Below are 24,670 nucleotides of genomic sequence, written 5' to 3'. Positions count from 1 at the left end.
AGCCCAAATTGCTGGATTTGGCAGCTCTGGAAGGATAAGCTTGGTTTGTGGTTCAGCGATGGAACAGAGACTAGCCGCAATTCTGGCTGCCGATATGGCGGGCTACAGTCGGCTAATGGAGGCCGACGAATCCGGCACGCTCGCACGCCTTCGGACCCATCGCATAGAACTGGTCGATCCCGCCATCGCGAAGAACAAGGGCCGGATCATCAAAACCACCGGAGACGGCATGCTCGTTGAGTTCCAGAGCGTGACCGATGCCGTGAAATGCGCCGTGGAAATCCAACAGCGCATGAAACGGCGCAATTCGGATGTGCCGCAAGAACGGCGTATGGAATTCAGGATCGGCATAAATCTCGGCGACATCATTTTCGACGATGAGGACATTTTCGGCGACGGCGTCAATATTGCCTCGCGCATCGAGCAACTCGCCGACGTCGGCGGTATCTGCGTGACCGCAGCGGTGGCGACCCAAATTGCCGACCGTCTCGAAATTGCCATGGAGGACCTGGGCGAGAAGACGTTAAAGAACATCAGCCGCCCGGTTCGCCTCTATCGCATTGGGTTTGATAGTTCTGTCCTGCCAGAAGTCGAGGCAAAGCGATCCATCTCGAAACCTTCGATAGTGGTGCTGCCATTCACCAACATGAGCGGCGACCCCGAGCAGGAATTTTTCGCGGACGGACTGACCGAGGACATCATCACCGAACTGTCCCGCCACCATGAGCTGTTCGTCATCTCGCGCAATTCCAGCTTCGTCTACAAGAACCGCGCCGTGAATGTGCGCGAGGTGGCCGAGAAACTCGACGTCCAATACCTGGTGGAGGGAAGCGTCCGCAAGATCGGCGACAGGGTGCGCGTGACGGCTCAGCTCATCGACACGGCGAATGACGCTCATATTTGGGCGGACAAATATGACCGGAAGCTGGACGACATATTCGCGATTCAGGATGAGGTGACCGCGGCGATCGCAGCCACGCTGCCCGGTCGTGTCGAGGCGGCTCAGCGGGACCAGCTCGCGCGGGCGAAACCTGCAAACATGGCCGCGTATGAATGTGTGCTTGCTGCCAAGGTGCTGCATCACCGAAGCACGATTGCGGATAATGAACGCGCGCGAACCTTGATAGACAGGGCCGTCGCGCTCGACCCCGATTATGCCCATGCCCATGCCTGGCAGGCCTGCATTCTTGGCCAGGCCTGGGTCCATAACTGGTGCGAAGACAGGGATGCAGTCTGGAACGACATCATGGCAGCGCTGGACAGGGCGCTGGCGCTGGACAACAACGATGCCGATGTCCACCGCATTCTCGCGGCAGTGAACGTGAACAACAATGAGCTGACCACAGCGCGCTACCATCAAGAGCGCGCCCTCGCCCTCAATCCCAATTACGACCTCGTGGTGGTGCAGCAAGGCGAGTTATTGACGTGGCTCGGGAGGCCGGAAGAGGGAATTGAATGGATCCGCAAGGCAATGCAGTTGAACCCGCACCACCCGGAGAGGTTCTGGAGCCATCTGGGAAAGGCGCATTTCGCCGCGCGCCAGTATGGCGAGGCGATCGAAGCTTTCATGCATCTGTCAACCATGGACTCGGTTCAGCACGCTTTCGCCGCTGCCTGCTACGGCTGGCTCGGCGATGAAATCGCGGCCGCGGCGCATCTAGGCAAGATCAGAACGCTCGATCCCCAATTCGACCTCGATTCATTCATCGCCACCCTGCACTATGCCCAGGAGTCTGATGTGCAGCACGTCCGCGAAGGACTGCTGAAAGCCGGTATTGCCAACCTGTAGGCAGCCCGTGACTCGCACGATCGGCGATAAGCTGTTGGACCTTAGTCACAGCGAAATAGCTACGGCTCTCTTCTACCTTGCTGGGCTCATAGTAGATGATCCAGTCGCCGACGCATGCTTCGACGTGGCGCAGATACTGACCAGGAAACTGGTATTGCTCAGCGGGCGGTCATTGTAGATCGAATCTGAACAGGGAAAGCCCTCCCCCTGAAAAAGCGCCGCGCTAGTTGACGGTGCAGTTCGCACAAGACCCGCACGGCCGTCCCGACAGAAGGAACCCGCCATGAGAAAACTCATCATCACCGAATTCATCAGCGTCGATGGCATTGCCGAGGTCGAGAAGCTGCCGAGCGTGGCCTGGAACGATGAGATGCAGAAATTCAAGGACGACGAGCTTGCCGACAGCGGCGCCATGCTGTTGGGGCGTACGACCTATGAGATTTTTGCCGGCTCGTGGCCCAAGGAGACCGGAGATTTCGCCGACCGGTTCAACGCCCTGCCAAAATATGTCGCCTCGACCAGCTTGACGGCGCTCGACTGGCAACCGGCCGAGCTGCTGCAGCGCGCATTGCCGGACGCCGTCAGAGGGCTGAAGCAAGGCAGCGGCGGCAACATCTATGTGCATGGCAGCCTGAGCGTCGCGCAGGAATTGCTGCGCCACGGCCTGGTCGACCGCATCAGGCTGCTCAGCTACCCCGGTGCCGTGGGCCAGGGCAAGCTGCTGTTCCCGCCCGGTGTGCAAGTGCCGCTCGAGCTGATCTTTGCCAGGCAGTTCGGCAATGGCGTGGTGGCGCTGGAGTATGCGGCTGGGAAGGCGTGATGAGCCAATCTCCCCCCTCGAGGGGGAGATGCCCGGCAGGGCAGAGGGGGTCGGTTCGACCGGGCGCGGCTCCTCTCTTGCGACAGTGGGGTTGGCGCACTACGCGAGACGACCCCCTCTGTCGCCTCCGGCGACATCTCCCCCTCAAGAGGGGAGATCGGCAGCTTCGGCCTCGGCGCTTATCCTGCAACGCTGGCGATTAGCGAAAGCGGTGATGACGGCCAATTTCCCCCTGAGGGGGAGATGCCCGGCAGGGTAGAGGGGGGCAGTTCGACGGGGCGGCTCCTCTCTTGCGACAATGGGGGTTGGCGCATTACGCGAGACGACCCCCTCTGTCGCCTCCGGCGACATCTCCCCCTCAAGGGGGGAGATCCCCCTCACCGCTTCAACCCGGCCACAAACCGCTTCACGCGCTCCGGGTCCACCCGGTTCCACCAGACGCCGTCGTGCTTCAGCGCGCTGGCGATGATCACGCCGTCGACGATGGCGAGGATGTCGTTGGCGTTGTCCGGCGTCACGCCGCTGCCGACCAGCGTCGGCAGGCCGGCGGCTTGCTTGATCATGCTGATGTAGCTCAGATCCGCGGCGTGGCCGGTGCGCTGGCCGGTGGCGATGATGGCGTCGGCGTCGAAGAAGACCAGGTCCTTGACCAGTTCCTCCACCGGGCGGTCGGCGACGATGGCGTGCGCGCCGTGCTTGACATGGGCATCGGCGAAAATGCGAATGCCATTGGCGCGCAGCCTGGTGCGGTAGCGTGCGGCGCGGCCCGCCTCGCCTTCGACAAAGCCCTCATTGGCGACATAGGCATTCGCCCATTGATTGACGCGGATGAAGCCGGCACCGGCGGCACTGGCGATCGCCAAGGCCGGAATTGCGGCATTGGCCAGCACATTGATGCCGATCGGCTTGCCGAGCTCGCGGCGGATGCGGTCGGAGACGACAGCCATATAGGCCGCCGTCTCCGGCCCGATATCGTCAGGCTTGGCGAAAGGGATATCGCCATGGTTCTCGACGATGACGCCGTCGCAGCCGCCGTCGAGATAGGCTTTGGCATCGTCGAGCCCGCGCTGGTAGATCGCTTCCACGGCCTCGCCGTCATAGCGCGGCGCGCCGGGCAGCGGTGCCAGGTGAACGACGCCGATCACCACCTTGGTGCGGCCGAAGAGTTCTAGGAGCGCGTCGCCGCCTGATTGGCCGATCTGGGTCATGAGAGCTCCGTTTGATCGATAATCGCCGCCATCTCGGAGGCGGAAGGACAGGATGCGAGCGTGCCCGGCCGTGTCACGGCGATGGCCGCGGCCGCGAGCGCCAGCTCCAGCGCCGAGGTAATAAGCATTCCCCGGGCAAGCCCGCCGGCCAGACAGCCGCAGAACACGTCGCCGGCGCCGCTGGTGTCGAGCGCCTCGACCTGTGGCGCCGGCAAACGAAGCGGTGATACATGGTCTGGGCCAAGCACGAGACAGCCCTCGGCTCCGAGCGTGATCACGACCGTGCCTGCGCCTTTGGCCGCCAGCGCATCGGCGGCCGCCGCCATGTCATCCCGGCCGGTCAGGGTTTTCGCCTCGGATTGGTTGACCACCAAAACCTCCGCCAGGCCAAGATCGGGCACAGATGCCGCGTCGATCGGGCTGGCGTTGAGAACGGTGCGTGCACCGTTTTCCCTTGCTGCCCTCAGGCAGGCATTGGTCGCGGCGGCGCGCAAATTTCCCTGGCAGACGAGGATGTCGCCGGGCGCGATCCAGCGGACAAGCGCTGTCTGCGCAACCGGATCGAAGGCTTCGCTGCAGGCGACGCCGCTGACGATGAAGTTCTCGCCGCCTCTATCGATGGCGATGGTCGAGCGGTCGCTCGGCAGCTCGAATTCGCTCACCTCGAGGTCTGACAGCTCGCTTTCAAGGCGGCTTCTGATCCATGCGCCTGCAGGGTCTTTGCCGAGCGCGGTCCAGAACGTCACCTCTGCACCCGTGCGCGCGGCCGCGACCGCCTGGTTGGCGCCCTTGCCGCCGAGGTCGTCGGCATAGCTCACGGCATTCAAAGTCTCGCCCGCGGCAGGGAAGCGGCCGACGTGAAACATCGTGTCGACGCAGGCATTACCGACGACGTGGACATGCATGGCTCAGCTCTCACCGGTCGCCCAGCTCAGCATCTGTTCGAACAGGGTCTTGTAACCTTGCCAGGCGATGAATTGCGGCGGCAGCCAATGCGGCCCGACATCGGATGTCCAGGCCACGGTGCGGCCCTTGCCGTAATGGCCGGTGACAAGCAGCGGCAGCGATCCATAATCGGACGATACGGTGGCCAGAACCTCCGCCCCGTCCTTCAGCGTCACCTCGTTGAAACCGAGCAGGATCGGCCAGTCCGAGCCGAGACCCCTGAGGATGGGATGGCTCGACTCTGGTTTCGGCACCGGGGCAAAGCCTTCGGGAACCTCGACGCGGTCGTCATACGCCAGGCAGGTCACCGGCAGCACGTCCTCGACCGGCGTCTTGCGGTAGCGCGCGCCGCCATTGATGCCCTGGAAGCTGTAGTAGCCGCCGAACATCAAGAGCCCGCCGCCGGCGCTGACATAGTCGCGCAGCAGGCGCAGCCGGTTCGGCGTCGGCTTCGAGTGGACCCAGGTGTCGGGATGCAGCAGCAGGGTGTTGGCGCCGATATCGGAGAGCACCACCGCGTCATAGGCCGACAGCGCCTCCATCGTCTGCGGAAAGCCGCGCTGCGCCTCATGCGCCGGCATGAAGGTGACGGCGAACTCGGTCGTCTTGAGCGCGCTCAGCAATTCGTCCGCGCCGGTGTGGTAGGTGACGGTCGGGAACTGGTCGAAACCCTTGATGTGGGTCGCGGTCGACACCCAGGATTCGCCGGCAAGCAGGATCTTTTTCTTGGACATTTGAACTCCGTCGTAACTCTGGCGGTAAGTCTTATCGCCGTAAATCTGGGGCGCCGCTCAGGTCTGCCGCGCGAAGACAGCCTTCGGATTGGCGATCAGCATGCGGTCGATGGCCGCCTGCTCGACGCCATGGCGCTTTAGGCGCGGTATGAAATGCTTGAGGATATAGCCATAGCCGAAACCGCCGAAGCGGGTCAGCATGATCTTGAGGAACACATCCTGCGACAAAAGCAGGCGGTCGCCGAAACCGGCCTCGACAAGGTTCGCGATGGCCCGCGCATTCTCTTCGTCGGAGGGCGATTGCGCGTCCTGGTCGGCATAATAATAGTCCATGCCGATCATGTCGTATTCGAGGAAGGCGCCGCGCCGGGCGAGGCTTGTCTGGTAGTCGGGATCGTCGTGGCTCGGGTTCATGTGGCAGAGCACGGTGTGGCGAAGATCGGCGCCCTCGGCCTCGACGACATCGAGCACCTCGTGCGCCAGCCGCTCCCAGCCGGGCAGATGGATCGACAGCGGCACGCCGGTGATGCGCGAGGCGCGCGCCGAAGCCCGCAGCGACTTGCGCTCCTCGGCGGTAAAATCCTTGCTGACGCCGACCTCGCCGATCAGCCCGGCGATGATCGGCGGCTGCGTCTCGCCGCCGCCGGCATCGTTGACGATGAACTCGGTGACGGCGTCGACATCCATCGCCTTCAGCCATTCGGGATGGGTGTGCTCGAGATAGAAGCCGGTGCCCATGACGATCTTCAGGCCGGACATGCGGCTGATGCGGGCGAGCTTTTCGGGGTCGCGGCCGATGCCGATATTGGTGGTGTCGACGACGGTGTGGCCGCCCAGCGCGCGATAGCGCTGCAGCTCCGACAGCGCCAGGTCGGCGTCGTCGAGCGAGACATTGTCGCGGTTGACGTAAGGGTTCATGCGCAATTCGCCGATGATCCCGATGTTCACCGGCTGCTCGGCGATCGCCATGTCGTCGGGATGGCAGGGACATTTCCAGCTGCGCGCGCCGTCGAGCAATATGTGCTCGTGCATCAGCGTGATGCCCATCTCCTCGACCGGAACCGGGCCGAGCACGGTCATCACATGGCCGGTATCGACCCCGATCGCCAGCCGCTTAATGGGCGCTGCGTCATCGAAAAGATTGCTCATCGGCTCAACGGCTCCGCACGGCGCCGCGGAACAGGCGGAAGTTGAGCCAGATGGCGATCAGGATGATCGTTCCTGTGACGATCGGCGTCAGGAAGGGCGACAGATGCGCCAGGATCAGGCCGTTGCCGATGACGGCGACGGTCAGCGCGCCGAGCACCGTTCCGATGATCGTGCCGCGGCCGCCGAACAGGCTGGTGCCGCCGAGCACGACGGCGGCGATCACTTCGAGTTCGAAGCCCTGGCCGGCATTCGACGATCCGGATCCGAGCCGGGCCGCGATGATGATCCCGGCAAGGGCTGCCGCGGCGGCGGAAATCACATAGACGAAAAGCGTCGTCAGCCGCGTGTTGACGCCGGCGCGCCGCACCGCCTCGGCATTGGCGCCGATGCCGGTGACATAGCGGCCGAACGGCGTCTCGTTGAAGGCCAGATAGGCGATGGCGAGGATCGCCAGCGCGATCAGCGCCGGCACCGGCACGCCAAGGAACCAGGCGCGGCCCAGCACGGTGAACGCGCTTCCGGGCTCGATCGGGATGGAATAGCCGCCGGTGATCAGCAGCGCCACGCCACGGATCACCGACAGCCCGGCGAGCGTGACGATGAAGGACGGAATGCCCTCATAGGCGACGAAATAGCCCTGCACCGCGCCAAGCAGGGCGCCGAGCGCCAGCATGGCGAGGATGACCACCGGCCATGGCAGGCCGAACTGCAAAAGCGTCGCCGACAGCGTCGCCACCAGCGCCAGCACGGAGCCGACCGAAAGATCGATGCCGCCGGTGGTGATGACGAAGGTCATCGCCGCGGCGACGATCAGCAGCGGCGCCGACTGCCGCAGGATGTTCAACAGGTTGGGCGAGGTCAGAAAGGCGTCGGTCGCCACCGAGAAGATGATGCAGACGACAACAAAGAACAGCGCAATCGACACGACGCTGCCATTGGCGAGCAGGGCATCGCGCCAGGTGCCTTTGCGCACCCTTGGCGGCTGGGCGGAGTGGATCGAGCTCATGTCGCTCATGCCGGCGCTCCACCGCGATAGCCGTGGGTGGCGGAACGCGCATTGAACTTGCGGCCGACGATCAGATTGACCACGTCCTCGATATTGGTTTCGCCAATCAGCCGCTCGGCGACGCTGCGTCCTTCATACATGACCTGGATGCGGTCGCAGACGAGGAACAGATCCTGCAGGCGGTGGGTGATCAGAATGACGCTGACGCCGCGGGCGCTGACGGCACGGATCAGCTCGAGCACGGCCTCAACCTCGGCGACGGCAAGCGCTGCCGTCGGCTCGTCCATGATCAGCACGGCCGGCTCGAACGAGGCGGCGCGGCCGATCGCGATCGACTGGCGCTGCCCGCCGGAGAGGTTTTCGACCTTGAGCCGCGTATCGGCGATGACGATGCCGAGACGATCGAGCATATGGCGCGTCTCATCGTGCATGCGCTTGTTGTCGAGAAAGGAAATGCCGGCGATGCGGCGGCGCGGCTCACGGCCGAGAAAGAGGTTGCCGGCGACATCGACCGTGTCGCACAGCGACAGGTCCTGGTAGACCATCTCGACGCGCGCCGCACGCGCGTCCGCCGGCGAGCTGAAGGTCACCGGCTTGCCGTCGATCTCGATGGTACCGGCGTCGGGAACCACAGCCCCCGACAGCACCTTGCTCAATGTCGATTTGCCGGCGCCATTGTCGCCGACCAGCCCCAGCACCTCGCCCGGCTTCAGCGTCAGCGACACGTCGTCGAGCGTCTGGATGGCGTTGTAGCGCTTTGAGATGCCGCTCATCCGCACCCGGTAAGTCTGGCCACTGCTCATCTGGGTTCCACGCGATTTGCAAAGCATCCGCGGCGTCGCCTCAGGCGGCGCCGCGGATTGGTCGCCGATGCAGTCTACTTGAACATCGCGCGGTATTGGTCGACATTCTTCTTGGTCACGATCGTCACCGGAATGTTGATGATCGGATCGATTTTTTCGCCCTTCTTGAGCTTGCCCAGCGCTTCGACCGCAGCCTTGCCTTCGCCGGCCGGATCCTGCTGGACGACCGCCACCACCCAGCCATCATCGATGCCCTGAACCGCCTGCTTGGTCAGGTCCCAGCCGAACACTTTGACGTCACCGGTGCGGCCCTGGCTGGTCACCGCCGAAACGGCGCCGAGCAAGGCCGGCTCGCCGGTCGCATAGAGCGTCGTCATGTCCGGATTGGCAGTCATCAGGTTTTCCGAAGCGCTCAACGCGGTCTCCTGGACGTTCTGGCCGTCGACCGTGTCGAGGAAGGTGACGGCCTCACCGCTGTCGGTGACCGCCTTCTTGAAGCCGTCGAGCCGCTGGTTCTGGATGAACGAATTGAGCGCGCCGACGATGCCGATCTTGGCTTTGCCGCCCATCTCGGTCTTCACATAGTCGGCGTAGAACTTGCCAATATCCTCGCCGGCCTTGGTGTTGTCGACACCGATGAACGAAATGTTGTCGCCGTCGGGGATCTGCGCATCAATGGCGATGACGGGAATGCCGGCCGCCTTGGCAGCGGTGATCGCCGGCTTGACACCGTTGACGTCGATGGCGACCAGAATGATGCCGTCGACTTTCTGCGTGATGTAGTTCTCGATCGCGTCATTTTGCGCGCTCGGCACATTGTTGGCGTTGAAGATGACCAGCTTGGCGCCGGCGGCGTCGGCGGCCTTCTGCGCGCCGTCGTTGATCTGGTTGAAGAACAGGGCCTGCTGGTTGATGTTGACGAGAGCGAACGTATCGGCCAGCGCCGATCCCATGGCTACCGAGCCCACGGCAATGACGGCGGCGCAGCCGGCGAGAAGTTTGAACAGACGCATTTTTGGTTCCCCTTGCTTGCGGACCAAACCTCGGCCGGTCCCGTTGGTGCTAAAGGCACGAGGCAAACATTCAAGAGACTTGAATATTTGTCAATCCAAATGAACGTGGAGCGTCGCTCAGAAAGTCGCCGGCGTGTTGACCCAGAAAATGCTGGCGCGTTCCTCGCCGATGTTGCGGTAATGATGCGGCAGTTCCGACCTGAACACGAAGGCATCGCCGGCGGCGAGAGCATGGATCTTGCCGTCGACAATCAGCTCGATCCGACCGGCGAGCACGTAGCCGACTTCCTCGCCGGCATGCTGGATCGGACCTTCGCTCTCGCCGTCTGCCTCGATGTGATGGATGTTGCATTGCAGCAGGTGGCCGGACGAATACGGAATGATGCGTTCGAGCGAGATGCCCTCGCCGCGCCGCAACGCATCGAGCGCGATCAACGGCCGTGCGCCTGCGCGGAACACGATCGCCTCGTCGTCGTCGACCTGCTCGAACATCCAGCCGATATTGGTGTCGAGAACCTCAACCAGACGGTGAAGCATGGGCAGGGACGGCGAAGCCTTGCCGTTCTCGATCTTGGACAGCAGGCTTTCAGAGCAATTCGCGGCGGCAGCCAGCGTCTTCAGCGTCATGCCACGCGTCTGGCGGGCGAGGCGCAGCCGCGTGCCGAGCCGCGCGGCATTTAGGGTGGCGTCTGTTTCTGACTCTGGCCGTTGCCGATCGATTTTGTTCATCCGTTCGCCTCAACAACAGTCAGAGGACAACTCTCGCGCGAGCAAAAGACAGCAGCGGCCGATTTGCAAGCGCTTATCTGTCGATTTCGATGCTGCGGCCATGACCAGACAGTTTGAAGACACGGCAAACGCAATCTCAGCGTTCAACCCTTACACCCGCTTGGTGCGCTTGCTGGTTTCGGACTTGGCCCGGGCCTCGACCGCCTTCTCGATCTCGCGCTTCAGCTCGTCCTTGATGTCGGCCGTTTCGGCCAGCAAGGCATCGATCTTCATGAAATCGAGCACCCGGTATTTCGACACGGCAGGCCGGATCAATATGTCGGGCCGGCTCTGCTTCAGCTTGCTGGCGATGATCGACTGCATCATCAGCTGCGTGGCGCCGAACATCAAGTCGACGGAGGTCGGGAATTTGCGCCCGGCCTCGGTCGGCGCGCCGACCACGTCGACGGCGATGATGATGTCGGCGTCGAGCTCGATCAGGTCGAACGGCACGGGATTGTAGATGCCGCCGTCGATCAGCAGCCTGCCGTCGCGCATCACCGGGCGGAACACCGCGGGGATCGCCGCTGAGGCAGCCAGCGCCGAATGCAGCTCGCCTTCGCCCATCACGGCGAGCCTGTGTCCGTAGAAATCGGTTGCCGTCACCTTCAGCGGTATTTTGAGTTCGGCGAAGGTCTCGGGGATGGCGTCGGGCAGGAACGCTTTGAGGATGCGCTCGACATTGAACTGGCTGACGCCCAAGCCGCCCTGCATCGCCTCGGCAAAAGTGCCGGGCCGCGCCCGCCACATGCGCGTCGCCACTTCGGCGCGGCGGCCGAGGATCGAGCGCGTATAGTCGTGGATGTCCTTGCCGGTCATGCCCGAGGCCATGCCGGCGCCCATGATGGCGCCGATCGACGAGCCGGCGATGGCGGCCGGCCTTATGCCCAGTTCGTCCAGCGCCTCGATGACATGGATATGCGCCAGCCCGCGCGCGCCGCCGCCACCAAAGGCGATGCCGAAGCTCAGGCTCATTCCTTGTCGGCCTCGCCGAGCTTCGGCCCGACCACCATGACGGCCGGCTCGGCGGAGAGCAGCTTTTTTGCCGCCGCTTTCACCTGGTCCAGCGTCACCGCATTTATGAACGCGGCGCGGCGCTGCATGTAGTCGATGCCGAGCTTGTCGAGCTGCAGCTCGACCAGCGTTGCGGCGATCGCGCCGGAGGAATTCAGATTGTTGATGGCATAGGCGCCGATCATGTATTTCTTGGTCGCCGCCAGTTCGGCTTCGGTCGGCCCCTCCTCGGCCATGCGCTTGACCACGTCGCGCACGACAGCCAGCGTCTCGGCGGCTCTGTCCGAGCGGGTCGAGGTGGTGATGGACAGCGCCTCGGAGTGCTGGTGGTCGACGAGGTCGGAGCTCACGCTATAGGCCAGGCCGCGCTTGTCGCGCACCTCGTCGAACAGCCGCGAGGTGAAGGTGCCGCCGCCGAGAATCTCGTTCATCAGCACCGCGGCGAAGAAGTCCGGCGCGTTCCGCTTCACGCCGGGATAGGCGAGTTGCAGCGAGGCCTGCGGCTGGTCGTAAACGACCTCAAGCTGCTGGCCGAGCTTCAGGTCGATGTCGGCGACCGGCGTGAGCGCCTGTTTTTCCGGCAGGCTGCCGAACACCAGATCGAGCTTCTGCTTCAGCGTCTCGGCATCGATGGCGCCGACCACCGCGACATGCAGGCCGTCGCGGGCGAAATTCGCCTTGTGGAAGGCGCTTAGGTCGCCCGGCGTGATCGTCGCTATGCTTTGCCTGGTGCCCTGGTCGGGCCGCGCATAAGGATGGATGCCGTAGATCGCTTCCAGCCATTTGCGCTGGGCGAGCGTATCGGGATCGCGCTCGCTGGCGATGATGCCCGACAGGATTTGCGAGCGGATGCGGTCGATCGGCGCCTGGTCGAAGCGCGGCTGGTTGACCGCCACGCGCAACAGGTCGAAGGCACCGTCGCGCTGCTCGGCCAGCATGCGCATCGAGCCATAGATGCCGTCGCGCTGCGCGTCGAAGCTCATTTCGGCGCCGACATCGTCAAGCTTGATCTGGAAGGCCTCGCTGTCGAGGTCGCCGGCGCCTTCGTCGAACAGGCCGCTCATCAGATTGGCAAGCCCTTCCTTGCCGGGCGGATCCTGCGTCGCGCCGCCATCGAAGACGAAGCGGATGGCGACGATCGGCACCGAATAGTCTTCCACCAACCAGGCGGTGATGCCCTTCGACGAGGTCACCTCCTGGATGTTCATGGCGGCACGAGCGGAAAGCGCCGGCAGGATGAGGAAGACGAGGGAGAGGAGCAGGGTTGCTAAAAGCGGGCCGGCGCGCCAATTGCCAAGGTCGGCGCCGCCCCTCATCGCCCTGCCGGGCACTTCTCCCCGTATAGTGACGGGGAGAAGTGGGCTGGCCGCAACGGCGGCGCCCTTCCAGCAACGCTGGCGGTTGGCGAAATCGTCGATCAGAGCGCCCCTCTCCCCGTCATTATACGGGGAGAGGATGCCGGCAGGCGGGTGAGGGGCAGCGCCAACGCTCAAGCTCATCATCAAATCAATTCCCAGCCTGGGTTTGCGGCAGAAGATAGCCGGTCGTTGCGTGGTTGAGATTAAGATAGCGGGCAGCGACCGCCTTGACCTGATCGGCTGTGACCTTACGGATGCGGTCCGGCCATTGCTGGACGTCCTGGATATTGCCGCCGGTGGCGAGCGTCGAGCCGTAGATGTTGGCCATGTCCTCCTGCTTGTCGCGAGCAAAGATCATCGAGCGGACGAAACGGTCCTTGGATTTTTCCAGCTCGTCGCTGGTGACGCCGTCTTTCGCAATGCGGGCAATCTCGGCGTCGACCGCGGCCTCGATGTCGGCCAGCTTGGCGTCGCCGCGCGGCGCGCCGTAGACGGTGAAATTGGTGTCGTCGAGCATGGTGCCTTGGAAGAAGGCGCCGGCCGCCGCGGCTATGCCTTGCCTGACGACAAGCTCCTGGTAGAGCCGGCTGCGGTTGCCGCCGCCGAGGATTTCGGACAGCACGTCGAGCGCCTCCGCTTCGCCCGGCTTTGCCGTGTGATAGGACGGAACCACCCACTGCGTGGTAAAGCTCGGCACGCTGACGCGTCCATCGGTCAGCGTCACCGTGCGCCTGGTGTTCTGCTCCGGCTCGACGGGGCGGATGCGCGGCGGCAAATCCGGACCGCGCGCGACCTTGCCATAGGTCTTTTCGGCCAACGCCTTGACCGTTTCCGGCTCGACATCGCCGGCCACCACCAGCACGGCGTTATTGGGCGTGTAATATTTATTGTAGAAGGCCATCGCGTCGGTGCGGTTCAGCTTCTCCATCTCCTGCATCCAGCCGATGACCGGGATGCGATAGGGCTGGTTCTGCCACAGCGTGGCATCGATTTCCTCGTCGAGCACCGCCTGCGGATTGGAGTCGATGCGCGAGCGGCGCTCCTCGAGGATGACGTCGCGCTCGGTCTTGATGACATCGTCGTTGAGGATGAGATTGCGCATCCGGTCGGCCTCGAAGCCCATCATTTGCTCGAGCGCCTGCGGCACCACCGTCTCGTGAAAGGCGGTGTAGTCGTAGGAGGTGAAGGCGTTGTCCGAGCCGCCGATGGCGGCGACGGCGCGGTCGAGTTCGCCGGCCGCATGGTTGCTGGTCGCCTTGAACATCAAATGCTCGAAGAAATGGGCAATGCCGGATTTGCCCGGCGGCTCGTCGGCGCTGCCGATCTTGTACCAGACCATATGGGTGACGATCGGGGCACGGTGATCCGGGATGACGACGACTTCCATGCCGTTGTCGAGCAGGAAATCCGTCGCTGCGCCGTTGTCAGGATTGCTATCCGCCAGAGCCGGAGCGGCCATCACCAAAGCCAGCCCCAAGAGCGTTCCGCGCAGCCATTCAGCCTGAAATGTCATAGATGGCTCCGGTTTGGTGGTGGGACGATAGGCGGGGTTGCTGGTCGAGGCAAAGCGAATTGTTCGTCATTTTGAAGGCGCCATCGCGAAGGCCGAACTCAGGCGGCCTCGATGAAGCGGATGACCGTCTCGCCATAGTTGCGCTCGTCGACAATCGAAAAGCCCGGCCCTGCCTCGAACGGCGCCGCCGCTGCTTCCTCGACGACGCAGAGCGCACCGGGGGAGAGCCAGCCGCCGGTCTTGGCCGAGCGCAAGGCGCGTTCGCCAAGGCCTTTGCCATAGGGCGGATCGGCAAAGACCAGGCCGAATGCGGCGATGGTGCCTGCCTCGCCCAAGGCCGTCGCGTCGCGGCGGAAAATCTTGGTGCGGCCGGTGAGGCCGAAGGCCTCGACATTGGTGCGGATCAGGCCGCGCCCTTCGGCGGATTCCTCGATGAAGACAGCGTAGGAGGCGCCGCGCGACAGCGCTTCGAGGCCGAGCGCGCCGGTGCCGGCGAACAGGTCGAGCACGCGCGCGCCGTCCAGTCTTTCGGGAAAGCGATGCGCCAGCACGTTGAAGACCGCCTCACGCGTGCGGTCGGTGGTCGGGCGGATGGCAAAGGTGCGGGGCGTCGCCAGCGGACGCCCGCCAAGCTCACCGCCGACGATCCGCATTACTTCCTTTCGGGCCGCCGCGCGGCCGGTCGCCACCGCCATCCGGGCGCTCGCCGCGCGGTTTGCCGAACGGCTTTGCAACGCCGCCTTGCGGCTTGCCGCCGGGCTTGCCGTAAGACGGCTTGAACGAGGCCTTGCGCGCCTTGTTTTCTGCCGCCTTGGCGGCGTCTGCCTCCGCCCTGCCCTTGCCAATCGGCCGTGCGCCCGGCGCCATCCAGACATTGGCCTTGCGCTGGCCCGGCGGCTCGATCGGCCGCTGCTCGCGTTCGGACTTCTTCCCACCGAAGCCGCCACGAGGCTTGTCGCCACGGGGTTTGTCCCCGAAGTCGCTGCGTTCAGGTCTGGGGCCACGCTCGCCAAAGCTCTTTTTCGGCCCAAAGCTCCTGTCGGGGCTTGTCGACAGCTTGCCGAGCGCTTCGTCGCGGCTGCCTTCGCGACGCTTGCGGTTCTTGATCAGGCCGCCCTCGCCGATCGGCCGGCGTTCGCCGTCGCGGGTGAATTTCGGCCGCTCGGGCTCCTCCTCCCGCTCACGCCTGACCGGCTTGTTGGAAAATGGCTTGGCGATATCGGCGTCGAAATTGGCGCCGGACTCTTCGACCAGGCGCTCGCCGAGCTGGTCGCGCAGCACGCGGCCCTTGATCTCCAGCACATGGCCTTCCGGCAAATCGTCGAGCTGGAACGGCCCGTAGGAAATACGGATCAGCCGCGTCACGTCGAGACCGAGCGCGCCCAGGATGTTCCTGACCTCGCGGTTCTTGCCTTCGCGCAGGCCGAGTGTCAGCCAGGCGTTCGAACCCTGCTCGCGGTCGAGCGTCGCCTCGATGGCGCCATAAAAGACACCGTCGACGGCAATGCCTTCGCGCAGCCCTGCAAGCGCGCTTTCCTCGACCTTGCCGTGAACGCGCACGCGGTAGCGTCGCAACCAGCCGGTCGCCGGCAGTTCGAGCACGCGCGACAGGCCGCCATCATTGGTGAGCAGCAGCAGGCCTTCGGTGTTGATGTCGAGCCGGCCGATGGTCATCAGCCGCGGCAGCCCGGGCGGCAGCACGTCGAAGACGGTCTTGCGGCCTTCCGGATCGCGGTTGGTGGTGACCACGCCGGCCGGCTTGTGGAACAGGAACAGCCGCGTGCGCTCGATCGGCGGGATCTCCATGCCGTCGAGATGGATGATGTCGCCGGGCATCACGTTGAAGGCCGGCGAGGACAACGCCCTGCCGTTGACCTTGACGCGGCCGGCCGCGATCAGTTCCTCGGCGTCGCGGCGCGAGGCCAGGCCGGCACGCGCCAGCCGCTTGGCAATGCGTTCGCCGGCTTCTTCCGTTGCCTCGACGCGACGCGGGCGCGGCTTGAAGCCATCCTCCGATGCCGCCTGTGCCCTTTGTGTCCCTTGGGGCCGATCGCCGCCAAAATGACGCTTAGGACGATCACTGAAGTCACGCTTGGGACGGTCGAAGCGCTTTTCGCCGTGCTCGCCTTCCGTAGCTGCCGGCCGGTCACCGCGCGGCGCGTAGGGCTTGCGCGGACCTTCGCGCTTCTCATAAGGCTTGCCTTCCGGACGCGGCCCTTTGCTGAACGGCCTGTCGCCGCCTTTGAAGTCGCGCTTCGGCCCCTCGCCTTCGGCCGCTGCTGGCCGGTCGCCGCGCGATGCATAAGGCTTGCGTGGACCCTCGCGCTTTTCATAAGGCTTGCCTTCGGGTCTTGGTCCCTTGCTGAATGGCCGGTCGCCTTCCTTGAAGTCGCGCTTTGGCTTGAAGTCGCGCTGCGGCCGTTCGCCTTCGGCCGCCGCCGGCCGGTCGCTACGCGGAGTGTAGGGTTTTTTGGCGCCGAAGGACGGCTTGCCGCCCTTGCCGGGAGCGCTATCGCGACCGCGCGGCCCGGCCGGCTTCGGGCCGTTCCTGCGCGGGAATTTCTTGTTTTTGTCGTCCATGTGGCCTTTGCTCGTTTGCGCGGGTAGTAACAGGATCGCGCTCTAGTGGCGAGGAGATAATCGGAATGGAAACCGCGTGAAGCGGCAGGATTTCATGGCGCTGGCGCTGAAAGAAGCCGAAGCCGCCGCCCAGCGTGGCGAGGTGCCGGTTGGCGCGGTCGTCGTCGGCGGCGATACGGTCGTTGCGAGTGCCGGCAACCGCACCCGCGAGCTCGCCGATCCCACCGCCCATGCCGAGATGCTGGCGATCCGCGAAGCCTGCAGCAAGCTTTCCAGCGAGCGGCTCAGCGACCACGATCTTTATGTGACGCTGGAGCCGTGCGCCATGTGCGCCGGCGCCATCTCCTTCGCCAGGCTGCGGCGGCTCTATTTCGGCGCCGCCGACGAAAAGGGCGGCGCGGTGGTCAACGGCGTTCGCTTCTTCACGTCACCGACCTGCCACCATGTACCCGACATCTATCCGGGCATGGCAGAGAACGATGCAGCAGCACTGCTGAAAGACTTTTTTCGCGAGCGACGCGGACCCTGATTTTTCTGGTCGGGCCGACGATCCAAATCCAGCCAGCCAAATCCAGGCCAGCAAGTCTCTGGCGCCGTCAGTCTACCAGGGCAGCCAGTCGAACATGCCACCGCTCTTGCTCTTGGCGGCAGCCTCCTTCTTGAGGCGGCGTTCCTTTTTGTACTCGTCCTCGCCAAGGTCGCCCTGCGGCGCAGTGTCGGCGGCAGCGCGGTATTGCACCGGCGGCTCGCTCAGATATCTGCGGGTGGTCGGGTCGCCCTGTTTGCCTTCAGCCCTGCGGCGCATGATTTCCGCAGCGCGGCCCTTGTCCGAATCGGCCGGAGTCCAGGCTGGCGGGTGGCTCGAGCCCGACTGCTTCAGCGCGGCCTTGACCGACGCCGGATCCGTCTGCACGTCATCGACGACCTGCGCCTGGTAGGCCGGGTCGTCCTGATGCAGGGTAGCATCGGCGCGCAGGCGGGCACGGCGCTGCTCCGGCGATTCGGGCCATTCGGCGCTTGCCGTCTCGATGCTTTCCTGAGGCGGCGGCAACACTTCCTTCTGCCCAGGTCCCGGCTTTACCAGCGCGGGCCTCGGCTTGTAGTCGATGTTGTTCTTGCCCTTGGGTGCGAAGGAAAAAGCCCCGGTGAGGTCGCCGGCAAGCTGCGCGCCCGCGGTCTTGTCGGTCCCGTAAGTGGGCGAGCCCATGCAGCCGGACAAGGCAAGGCCCGATACGACAAGCGGCGCCAGCAGCGCAACGCGCGCGTAAGTTCTCTCGGTCATGCCAAAAAGTCCCACTGTAGACAGCCTCTCGATTGCCGCCGGCCAAAGAAAGGTCCGGTCCCCGTCGCCTATGCTCTTCCGACGGAATTCCGGCGACAATTTGTCGTCCGGAGTTTCGCGTGTTTACCTCAACCACTCGTTAAGGGCAACGCACGGGGGCTGATCGGCCGCCCGCCGTGGCATTTGTGCACCGCCTCAAAGGCGGCTCAAAGCCTTCAGCTCATGCAGGACAGCGGCGTCACGGGCCGAAACATCCGGGAATTCCGGATCCAAGCCGACATCGGCGGTGTAGCGCCAGGAGCGTGCGCATTTCACCAGGCCGCGGTCCTCCGCCTTCTCGACGACCACGGCGACGCCTTTGACGTCGTCGAGGGTAAAGCCGCCCGCCGATGCCTTGCCGTGCGCGATAACCAGATCGCTGGTGATCGCCATCTCGGCCATGTCGACATCGGCGATCGCCGCTTCGAGCGCGGCATCGTCGAGAGTGACGACCGGCACCGCTTCCAGCGAAGAGCCGATGACCTTCTGCGCGCGGGCGATCTCCAGCGCGCCGGTGACGACACGGCGGACCTGCCGCACCTTGCGCCACTTCTCCGCCAGCGCCTCGTTCTTCCAGTCCGCCGGGATCTCCGGGAACTGGTCGAGATGCACAGAGACGGCATCCGAATGGCGGTCGAGCCAAGCCTCTTCCATGGTGAAAGGCAGCATCGGTGCCAGCCATTTCACCAGGCAGTCGAAGAGATGGCGCACCACCTGCACGGAAGCCTTGCGCTTCACGCTGGAAGGCGCTTCGCAGTAGAGCGCATCCTTGCGGATATCGAAATAGAAGGCCGACAGCTCGACCACCATGAAGTCGAGCAGCGCGCGGGTGATGCGCTTGAATTCGAAGGCGTCGTAGCCCGAGCGTACCAGTTCATCGAGCTCCGCGAGCCGGTGCAGCATCAGCCGCTCCAGCTCCGGCATCTTGTCCAGCGGCACCTCCTCGCCATCATCATGGGCGAGCGTGCCCAGCATCCAGCGGATAGTGTTGCGCAGCTTGCGGTAGGCGTCGATATTGGTCTGCAGCACGTTCTTGCCGAGCCGCTGGTCTTCCCAATAATCGGTCGTCACCACCCAGAGCCGCAAGATGTCGGCGCCGGACTGTTTGATGACGTCCTGCGGCACGACGGTGTTGCCGAGCGACTTCGACATTTTCCGCCCCTCCTCATCCATGGTGAAGCCATGGGTGACGACGGTGTCGTAGGGCGCCCTGCCCCTGGTGCCGCAGCTTTCGAGCAGCGAGGAGTGGAACCAGCCGCGATGCTGGTCGGAGCCTTCGAGATAGACGTCGGCCGGCCATTTCAGGTCCGGCCGATCCTCAAGCGTGAAGGCATGCGTCGAGCCCGAATCGAACCAGACGTCGAGGATGTCCATCACCTGCTGCCATTTCGAGGCATCGTGATTGCCGAGGAAACGCTCCTTGGCGCCGGCGGCGAACCAGGCGTCGGCACCTTCCTTCTCGAAGGCGTCCATGATGCGCTGGTTGACCGCCTCGTCGCGCAGGACATTGCCGTCAGCATCGGCGAAGACGGCGATCGGTACGCCCCAGGCGCGCTGGCGCGACAGCACCCAGTCGGGGCGCTCTTCGATCATGGCGCGGATGCGGTTCTGGCCGGCCGCCGGCACGAAGCGGGTATCGTCGATGGCTTTCAGGGCGCGGCTGCGCAGCGTCGTGCCGTCGCCAAGCTCCTTGTCCATGTAGACGAACCATTGCGGCGTGTTGCGGAAGATGATCGGCTTCTTCGACCGCCATGAATGCGGATAGGAGTGCTTCAGCCGGCCGCGCGCGAACAGCGCATTGTGATTGATCAGCTCGTCAATCACCGCCTGGTTGGCATTGCCCTTCTTGCCATTGTCGTCGATGACGCGCCCCGCCCCACCCTCGCGGTCCGGGCCAAAGGCCGGCGCGTCCTTGGTGAAGAAGCCGGCATTGTCGACGGTGAACGGGATCGCGGTGTCGATGCCGCGCTGGCGAAGATCAGAGGCCGCATCCATCCAAGCGTCAAAGTCTTCGCGGCCGTGTCCTGGCGCAGTGTGGACGAAGCCGGTGCCAGCGTCGTCGGTGACGTGGTCGCCGGCGAGCATCGGCACGGGGAATTCGTAGCCGCCATTCAAACCTTTGAAGGGATGAGAAAGCGTAAGGCTTCCAAGCTCTTCGGCGCCGACGCTGCGAAGACAATTCAAGGTGACTTTGGCCTTCCCGGCGGCCTCGTCTGCAAGTTTCTCGGCAAAGATCAGCTTTTCGCCGGGCTGGGGACCAAAGGCGTTCTCGGCCGCCGTAACCTCGTAGAGACCATAGTTGATGCGCGGCGAGTAATTGACGGCGCGGTTGCCGGGGATTGTCCACGGCGTCGTCGTCCAGATGACGACGTTGGCATCCAGCAGGTCCAGTGACGTCTCCGTAAGCTTCGGATCCAAGGCTGGCTGCCCATCCTCGACGTTGATGACCTGACGAGCAAGGCTGACGACCGGAAACTTCGCCCAGATCGTATCCGACTCATAGTCCTGGTACTCGACCTCCGCCTCGGCAAGCGCGGTGCGCTCGACCACGCTCCACATCACCGGCTTGGAGCCGCGATAGAGTTGGCCGGACATGGCAAATTTCAACAGCTCCCCGGCGATGCGCGCCTCGGCATGGAAAGCCATCGTCGTATAGGGATTGTCGAAGTCGCCGACGACGCCCAGCCGCTGGAACTCGGCACCCTGCACCTTGATCCAGTGCGCCGCGAACTCGCGGCATTCCTGGCGGAACTCGTTGACCGGCACCTCGTCCTTGTTCTTGCCCTTGGCGCGGTACTGCTCCTCGATCTTCCATTCGATCGGCAGGCCGTGGCAATCCCAGCCGGGCACGTAGTTCGAGTCATAGCCGCGCATCTGGAATGAGCGGGTGATGACGTCCTTGAGGATCTTGTTCAGCGCATGGCCGATATGGATGTTGCCATTGGCATAGGGCGGGCCATCATGCAGCACGTATTTTTCGCGGCCGGCGGCGTCTTCGCGCAATTTGCGGTAAAGGTCCATGTCCTGCCAGCGCTTGACCAGCAGCGGTTCCTTTTCCGGCAAACCGGCGCGCATCGGGAAATCCGTCTGCGGCAGGTAGAGCGTTTTGGAGTAGTCGATCGTCTCGGCGGTATCGGTATCAGTCATTGGTCTGCCATATGCGTTGCCCGGCGGCAAAAGAGCCCGGGCGTTGAACTATCATGATCTGGAAAAAGCGCGAGAGGCCGCGCGCAAGATTCCCGGCGGCTCCGGCGGCGGTCAGGCCGCCCGGAACACCGGGCCTGTAATTCGTATCGCAATCGCGAATGCGCTGATAAAGTGCGTCATGACCGGGCTTTTAAACGAGGCCGGCCCTATTGAAAAGCCCGAACTCTGATGCTTCCTCCTAGGAGCATGTACCAACTGCGGTTTACATTTCACAGTTAGCGCGCCGGAAGGAACGAAATGTGACTCTGACGATTACCGAGTCCGAACGCGCCCTGCGACTTCGTATTTCAACGATGGCGGATCGTGTTTTCGGCAACCATGAAAGGGCGCAGCGCTGGCTGCGCAAGCGAAGTCGGGTGCTCAACGAGGCGCCCATCAATCTCCTACAATCCGAAACAGGTGCGATGCTTGTGGAAGAGGAACTCAACCGCATCGCCTACGGCATAGTCGCCTGAGCCATGCGGCTGCGCACAGTATATAACCTGCGACATCACATCGAGAAATCGAAGCGGTAGGTTGTCGACACGCCGATCGTGAACTGGTTGCGATCGCCGCGCTCCTTGACCAGGCTGGAATCGGCGGCCGGACCCATCAGGCGGGAATATTCGCCAAACAGGCTGGCCGTCATCGGCTCGGTCACTTCCCAGGTCACCGCGCCGCCGAGGCCCGCCGACTTCACGCCGCCGCCGGGATGATATTCGCTGAGCCCCGAGGCCGCGGCCTCCTCGGCATCAACGCCATAATAAGCATCGAAGTACCCTGACGAAGCGAACGAAACGCGCGGGCCGCCCGAAATCCTGACGTCCGGCCTCACATCGTAGAATGCGTCGGCGGCGATGTCGGCGACAAAGCCGTTATGGGCGCGAATGCCGTGCCGCAATTCGGCGCGGGCGCGCAGCCAATCCAAAGGATAGAATTCAAAGAAGCCGCCGGCCTCGCCGCCCCAGCGCACCGGGTCGAGGCCTTTCAGTTCATCGGCGTCACCACCGTCGCGGGAAAACAGGAACTTGCCGGTCAGGCCGGCGCGGACGCCGCCGTCGTCGATCAGCGCCAATGAGATGTTGTCGTTGCGCGAGGCGAAGCGCGCCGCGGGGCCAGCCTTGCCGAGCGAGATGATCGGCGAGGCGCTGAGCAGGTACTTCTTGCCGCCCTCGAAATTCGGAGCGACCATGCCGGTGGCGCCGACTGTCAGGTACCAGTCTCCGGACAGCTAGCCGAAGGTGCCCTCGCCGGCCTCGGCGACGCCGCACGCGCGGAGCATGAAAGCGGCCAAGACCATCGGGATTGTCGGGACAGACCGCATCGTTACTCCATACGTCGAACACGTTGGCCGACACAACCAGCCTTCGCCGAAGCCATGGCGCCAGTTCGGTAAAATTTGACTTAATATCCGCAACATTGGCGGCGTTGGCCGAACTGTCCCGCATTGCAGCCAATTGTATGGTGCGCCAAGATCCCAGATCAAGACATCTGGAATGCGCCAGCAGCCGCCTCACCCAAGGGTTATAAATATTCGCGGACAAACATGCCGGCGCTGTGAAGAGCGCGCCAACCGGCACTCAACCCCGCATTCCAAACCGGCCAAGCGTGAATCATATGCGGCCAAATTTCGAGACGTACTTTGACGTCAGCCGCGCCAGCGGCTTCCGCGAGCCGAGTTGCGTCCGACAGCAGCGTCTCGGCCGAACCGACTTGTATCAGCATTGGGGGAAATCCGCTCAGATCGGCGAACAACGGCGAGATCAGGGGATCGCTCCGACCAACGCCATGGGGAACATAGGCGGTTGCCAGTTCCTCCAAATACGCCCGGTGGATGATAGGGTCGATCGCGTCCTTAGTTGATAGTGTCGCGCCGGACATCGAAAGGTCCGTCCATGGCGAAACCAGCCAAAGACATCGCGGCAACCGCGCCCCTGCCGCGCACAATATACTGACCAAGCACAGGGTGAGGTTGCCGCCCGCACTGTCTCCGCCAACCACGATGCGATCCGGCGCGATCCCTTGCCGGCTCAGAAAGCGCCATGCGGTGAGTGCATCTTCATGTTGCGCAGGGAAAGGATGTTCCGGTGCGCGTCGATAGTCGATCGCGAGGGTGCGCATTCCCGTTGCTCGACCTGCCTCAGTCACCATTCGACGATGACTTTTGAGAGAGCCGGAGCAGTAGCCACCACCGTGGAAAAAGAGCAGAACCTTATCCCTGTCACTCTCAGGCGCTAGGGACCACTCTCCCTCGAGCCCATCGAAAACCGCATCCTCGCATCGGATGTCGTCCGCAATCGGCCACACCGAACCAACCTCGTCGAGCCGTGCCCGGCGTTCGTCCCAGCCCACCGATCGTGGCTTTGACGTCAACAACCGGCGGACGGCGTTAATCTCCGTCAGATCGAGGTGTTCATCCACATCGCCCATTTTGCTTCCCTAGCCTCATCAAGCGTAGAAAACGGCGGACAGCAGCAGCCACACGTCATCCATAAAGCGCCAATGCCAGCGCTGGGAATTTTTCGTTATAATTGCGCCATGGCGACTACACGGGACGACATGGTCGCGCGTAAACCCGCTCGTCATCTTTTAGCACTGACCCACCCCCCGCACCTGGTCGAATATTCCATCTGATATTTGGCCGCTGCGGGTCAAAAGCAGATGAGGTGGATGGCTCCCGCTCCCGGCATCTGAGTGCCACAGTGGGTTTGCTGTCAGGCAACCCGAGCAAAGGAGCCATCCGCCATGCAGATTACCACCGTGGGCCTTGATCTGGCCAAGCGCATTTTTCAGGTTCATGCCGTCGACGCGTCTGGGGGCGTTGTCGTGCGCAAGGCCCTGCGCCGATCGCAAGTTCTGCCGTTCTTCACCAAGTTGCCACCCTGCCTGATCGGCATGGAGGCCTGCGGGACGGCACATCACTGGGCTCGAGAACTGACGGAGCTCGGCCATGAAGTCCGCCTGATGCCACCGTCCTACGTGAAGCCCTATGTGAAGCGCGGCAAGAATGATGCGGTGGACGCGGAAGCGATTTGCGAAGCGGTAACACGCCCGACCATGCGCTTCGTGGCGATGAAGTCGGCCGAGCAACAGGCGGCCCTGTCGCTTCACCGCACACGCAATCTTCTGGTCAAGCAGCGCACGCAACTCGTGAACATGATCCGCGGCCTGTTGGCTGAGTTCGGCATCGACATTCCCCAAGGTTTGGAGCGGGCGCTTAAGCTGGCGCGCCAGATAGCCGCGAAGAAATCCACATTGGACGTACCGGCAATGGCACTGCAGATTCTGTGTATCCTGTGCGAGCAGGTGCTCAACACCCATGCCCGGCTCCAGACCATTGACCGGTCGATCCTTGCCCAACAAAGAACGAATGAAGTGGCACGGCGTCTATCGACCATACCTGGCATTGGCCCGATCGGTGCCACAGCGTTGGCGGCCTCGGTTGCTGATCCGGGTCAGTTCC

At 63.6% G+C, this 24,670-nt stretch carries 22 protein-coding genes and 2 pseudogenes; 6 read left to right on the top strand and 18 right to left on the bottom strand.

Annotated elements, in window-relative coordinates; genetic code table 11:
* Positions 1-58: 58 nt before the first annotated feature.
* Positions 59-1,789, top strand: coding sequence for an adenylate/guanylate cyclase domain-containing protein (locus tag NKI85_RS11940; RefSeq protein ID WP_352531114.1), 1,731 nt, complete (start codon positions 59-61; stop codon positions 1,787-1,789).
* A gap of 1 nt (position 1,790) precedes the next feature.
* On the opposite strand, the pseudogene NKI85_RS11935 reads toward NKI85_RS11940, so the two are convergent.
* Positions 1,791-2,035, bottom strand: a pseudogene (locus tag NKI85_RS11935) (hypothetical protein); the annotation flags it as partial.
* Between the two features lie 37 nt (positions 2,036-2,072).
* Between NKI85_RS11935 and NKI85_RS11930 the strand changes: the two are divergent.
* On the top strand, positions 2,073-2,609 hold the full coding sequence (locus NKI85_RS11930; protein ID WP_352531100.1) for a dihydrofolate reductase family protein: 537 nt from the start codon (positions 2,073-2,075) through the stop codon (positions 2,607-2,609).
* 377 nt (positions 2,610-2,986) lie between these two features.
* Here NKI85_RS11930 and NKI85_RS11925 read toward each other — a convergent pair whose 3' ends face one another.
* The 13 genes from NKI85_RS11925 to NKI85_RS11865 form a co-directional block, all read right to left on the bottom strand.
* Complete coding sequence (locus NKI85_RS11925; RefSeq protein WP_352531098.1) at positions 2,987-3,817, bottom strand: BtpA/SgcQ family protein; 831 nt, start codon at positions 3,815-3,817, stop codon at positions 2,987-2,989.
* Positions 3,814-4,722, bottom strand: a complete 909-nt coding sequence (locus NKI85_RS11920) for a ribokinase (protein ID WP_352531096.1) — start codon at positions 4,720-4,722, stop codon at positions 3,814-3,816. The genes NKI85_RS11925 and NKI85_RS11920 overlap by 4 nt, the downstream gene beginning before the upstream one ends.
* Positions 4,723-4,725: 3 nt before the next feature.
* Positions 4,726-5,496 (bottom strand): glutamine amidotransferase, encoded by a 771-nt coding sequence (locus tag NKI85_RS11915; protein ID WP_352531094.1) that lies wholly within the window; start codon positions 5,494-5,496, stop codon positions 4,726-4,728.
* Between the two features lie 57 nt (positions 5,497-5,553).
* Complete coding sequence (locus NKI85_RS11910) at positions 5,554-6,645, bottom strand: phosphotriesterase family protein (RefSeq protein ID WP_352531092.1); 1,092 nt, start codon at positions 6,643-6,645, stop codon at positions 5,554-5,556.
* A gap of 4 nt (positions 6,646-6,649) precedes the next feature.
* Complete coding sequence (locus tag NKI85_RS11905; protein WP_502896189.1) at positions 6,650-7,651, bottom strand: ABC transporter permease; 1,002 nt, start codon at positions 7,649-7,651, stop codon at positions 6,650-6,652.
* Between the two features lie 5 nt (positions 7,652-7,656).
* Positions 7,657-8,454: an ATP-binding cassette domain-containing protein gene (locus tag NKI85_RS11900; RefSeq protein ID WP_352531088.1), complete on the bottom strand. Its 798-nt coding sequence runs from the start codon at positions 8,452-8,454 to the stop codon at positions 7,657-7,659.
* A 74-nt stretch (positions 8,455-8,528) separates the two neighbouring features.
* Positions 8,529-9,467 (bottom strand): ABC transporter substrate-binding protein, encoded by a 939-nt coding sequence (locus NKI85_RS11895; protein ID WP_352776767.1) that lies wholly within the window; start codon positions 9,465-9,467, stop codon positions 8,529-8,531.
* A gap of 117 nt (positions 9,468-9,584) precedes the next feature.
* Positions 9,585-10,196, bottom strand: a complete 612-nt coding sequence (locus NKI85_RS11890; RefSeq protein WP_352531084.1) for a cupin domain-containing protein — start codon at positions 10,194-10,196, stop codon at positions 9,585-9,587.
* A gap of 150 nt (positions 10,197-10,346) precedes the next feature.
* Positions 10,347-11,210, bottom strand: a complete 864-nt coding sequence (locus NKI85_RS11885; RefSeq protein WP_352531082.1) for a patatin-like phospholipase family protein — start codon at positions 11,208-11,210, stop codon at positions 10,347-10,349.
* On the bottom strand, positions 11,207-12,565 hold the full coding sequence (locus NKI85_RS11880; RefSeq protein WP_352531112.1) for a M16 family metallopeptidase: 1,359 nt from the start codon (positions 12,563-12,565) through the stop codon (positions 11,207-11,209). Before NKI85_RS11880 ends, NKI85_RS11885 begins: the two co-directional genes overlap by 4 nt.
* A 190-nt stretch (positions 12,566-12,755) precedes the next feature.
* Positions 12,756-14,120, bottom strand: coding sequence for a M16 family metallopeptidase (locus tag NKI85_RS11875; protein ID WP_352776766.1), 1,365 nt, complete (start codon positions 14,118-14,120; stop codon positions 12,756-12,758).
* Between the two features lie 98 nt (positions 14,121-14,218).
* Positions 14,219-14,773, bottom strand: coding sequence for a 16S rRNA (guanine(966)-N(2))-methyltransferase RsmD (rsmD, locus tag NKI85_RS11870; protein ID WP_352531078.1), 555 nt, complete (start codon positions 14,771-14,773; stop codon positions 14,219-14,221).
* Positions 14,754-16,700 carry a pseudouridine synthase gene (locus tag NKI85_RS11865; RefSeq protein WP_352531076.1) on the bottom strand — a complete coding sequence of 649 codons (1,947 nt, stop codon included), beginning with the start codon at positions 16,698-16,700 and terminating at the stop codon, positions 14,754-14,756. The genes rsmD and NKI85_RS11865 overlap by 20 nt, the downstream gene beginning before the upstream one ends.
* A gap of 76 nt (positions 16,701-16,776) precedes the next feature.
* Here NKI85_RS11865 and NKI85_RS11860 point away from each other — a divergent pair, with 76 nt between their 5' ends.
* Complete coding sequence (locus NKI85_RS11860) at positions 16,777-17,229, top strand: nucleoside deaminase (protein WP_352776765.1); 453 nt, start codon at positions 16,777-16,779, stop codon at positions 17,227-17,229.
* A 72-nt stretch (positions 17,230-17,301) separates the two neighbouring features.
* On the opposite strand, the gene NKI85_RS11855 is transcribed toward NKI85_RS11860, so the two are convergent.
* Complete coding sequence (locus NKI85_RS11855) at positions 17,302-17,982, bottom strand: hypothetical protein (RefSeq protein ID WP_352531072.1); 681 nt, start codon at positions 17,980-17,982, stop codon at positions 17,302-17,304.
* Positions 17,983-18,177: 195 nt separating this feature from the next.
* The gene (gene ileS, locus NKI85_RS11850; RefSeq protein WP_352531070.1) at positions 18,178-21,168 is read right to left on the bottom strand and encodes an isoleucine--tRNA ligase; all 2,991 of its coding nucleotides are present in this window, start codon (positions 21,166-21,168) and stop codon (positions 18,178-18,180) included.
* Positions 21,169-21,211: 43 nt separating this feature from the next.
* Here ileS and NKI85_RS11845 point away from each other — a divergent pair, with 43 nt between their 5' ends.
* Together NKI85_RS11845 and NKI85_RS11840 are read left to right on the top strand one after the other, a co-directional pair.
* The gene (locus NKI85_RS11845; RefSeq protein WP_352531068.1) at positions 21,212-21,397 is read left to right on the top strand and encodes a hypothetical protein; all 186 of its coding nucleotides are present in this window, start codon (positions 21,212-21,214) and stop codon (positions 21,395-21,397) included.
* A gap of 70 nt (positions 21,398-21,467) precedes the next feature.
* On the top strand, positions 21,468-21,683 hold the full coding sequence (locus NKI85_RS11840; RefSeq protein ID WP_352531066.1) for an antitoxin Xre/MbcA/ParS toxin-binding domain-containing protein: 216 nt from the start codon (positions 21,468-21,470) through the stop codon (positions 21,681-21,683).
* Between the two features lie 35 nt (positions 21,684-21,718).
* On the opposite strand, the pseudogene NKI85_RS11835 reads toward NKI85_RS11840, so the two are convergent.
* A pseudogene (locus NKI85_RS11835) lies at positions 21,719-22,531 on the bottom strand (MipA/OmpV family protein).
* 200 nt (positions 22,532-22,731) lie between these two features.
* Complete coding sequence (locus NKI85_RS11830; RefSeq protein ID WP_352776764.1) at positions 22,732-23,637, bottom strand: alpha/beta hydrolase; 906 nt, start codon at positions 23,635-23,637, stop codon at positions 22,732-22,734.
* 315 nt (positions 23,638-23,952) lie between these two features.
* Between NKI85_RS11830 and NKI85_RS11825 the strand changes: the two genes are divergently transcribed.
* Positions 23,953-24,670: IS110 family RNA-guided transposase (locus NKI85_RS11825; RefSeq protein ID WP_352776763.1), on the top strand; the 718-nt coding region annotated here is incomplete at its 3' end.

It is taken from the genome of Mesorhizobium sp. M0571, assembly GCF_040320985.1.
Classification (GTDB): Bacteria; Pseudomonadota; Alphaproteobacteria; order Rhizobiales; family Rhizobiaceae; genus Mesorhizobium.
Note: the sequence above shows the minus strand (reverse complement) of the source record. Positions and strands in the feature narration are given on the sequence as shown.

Bases quoted from the DNA above. Each gene is read 5' to 3' on its own strand.
- NKI85_RS11920 (WP_352531096.1), bottom strand. From the start codon at position 4,722: ATGCATGTCCACGTCGTCGGTAATGCCTGCGTCGACACGATGTTTCAC.
- NKI85_RS11885 (WP_352531082.1), bottom strand. From the start codon at position 11,210: ATGAGCCTGAGCTTCGGCATCGCCTTTGGTGGCGGCGGCGCGCGCGGG.
- NKI85_RS11915 (WP_352531094.1), bottom strand. From the start codon at position 5,496: ATGTCCAAGAAAAAGATCCTGCTTGCCGGCGAATCCTGGGTGTCGACC.
- NKI85_RS11910 (WP_352531092.1), bottom strand. From the start codon at position 6,645: ATGAGCAATCTTTTCGATGACGCAGCGCCCATTAAGCGGCTGGCGATC.
- NKI85_RS11905 (WP_502896189.1), bottom strand. From the start codon at position 7,651: ATGAGCTCGATCCACTCCGCCCAGCCGCCAAGGGTGCGCAAAGGCACC.
- NKI85_RS11865 (WP_352531076.1), bottom strand. From the start codon at position 16,700: ATGGACGACAAAAACAAGAAATTCCCGCGCAGGAACGGCCCGAAGCCG.
- NKI85_RS11930 (WP_352531100.1), top strand. From the start codon at position 2,073: ATGAGAAAACTCATCATCACCGAATTCATCAGCGTCGATGGCATTGCC.
- ileS (WP_352531070.1), bottom strand. From the start codon at position 21,168: ATGACTGATACCGATACCGCCGAGACGATCGACTACTCCAAAACGCTC.
- NKI85_RS11940 (WP_352531114.1), top strand. From the start codon at position 59: ATGGAACAGAGACTAGCCGCAATTCTGGCTGCCGATATGGCGGGCTAC.
- NKI85_RS11830 (WP_352776764.1), bottom strand. From the start codon at position 23,637: ATGGGCGATGTGGATGAACACCTCGATCTGACGGAGATTAACGCCGTC.
- NKI85_RS11890 (WP_352531084.1), bottom strand. From the start codon at position 10,196: ATGAACAAAATCGATCGGCAACGGCCAGAGTCAGAAACAGACGCCACC.
- NKI85_RS11895 (WP_352776767.1), bottom strand. From the start codon at position 9,467: ATGCGTCTGTTCAAACTTCTCGCCGGCTGCGCCGCCGTCATTGCCGTG.
- NKI85_RS11880 (WP_352531112.1), bottom strand. From the start codon at position 12,565: ATGAGGGGCGGCGCCGACCTTGGCAATTGGCGCGCCGGCCCGCTTTTA.
- rsmD (WP_352531078.1), bottom strand. From the start codon at position 14,773: ATGCGGATCGTCGGCGGTGAGCTTGGCGGGCGTCCGCTGGCGACGCCC.
- NKI85_RS11875 (WP_352776766.1), bottom strand. From the start codon at position 14,120: ATGACATTTCAGGCTGAATGGCTGCGCGGAACGCTCTTGGGGCTGGCT.
- NKI85_RS11900 (WP_352531088.1), bottom strand. From the start codon at position 8,454: ATGAGCAGTGGCCAGACTTACCGGGTGCGGATGAGCGGCATCTCAAAG.
- NKI85_RS11855 (WP_352531072.1), bottom strand. From the start codon at position 17,982: ATGACCGAGAGAACTTACGCGCGCGTTGCGCTGCTGGCGCCGCTTGTC.
- NKI85_RS11925 (WP_352531098.1), bottom strand. From the start codon at position 3,817: ATGACCCAGATCGGCCAATCAGGCGGCGACGCGCTCCTAGAACTCTTC.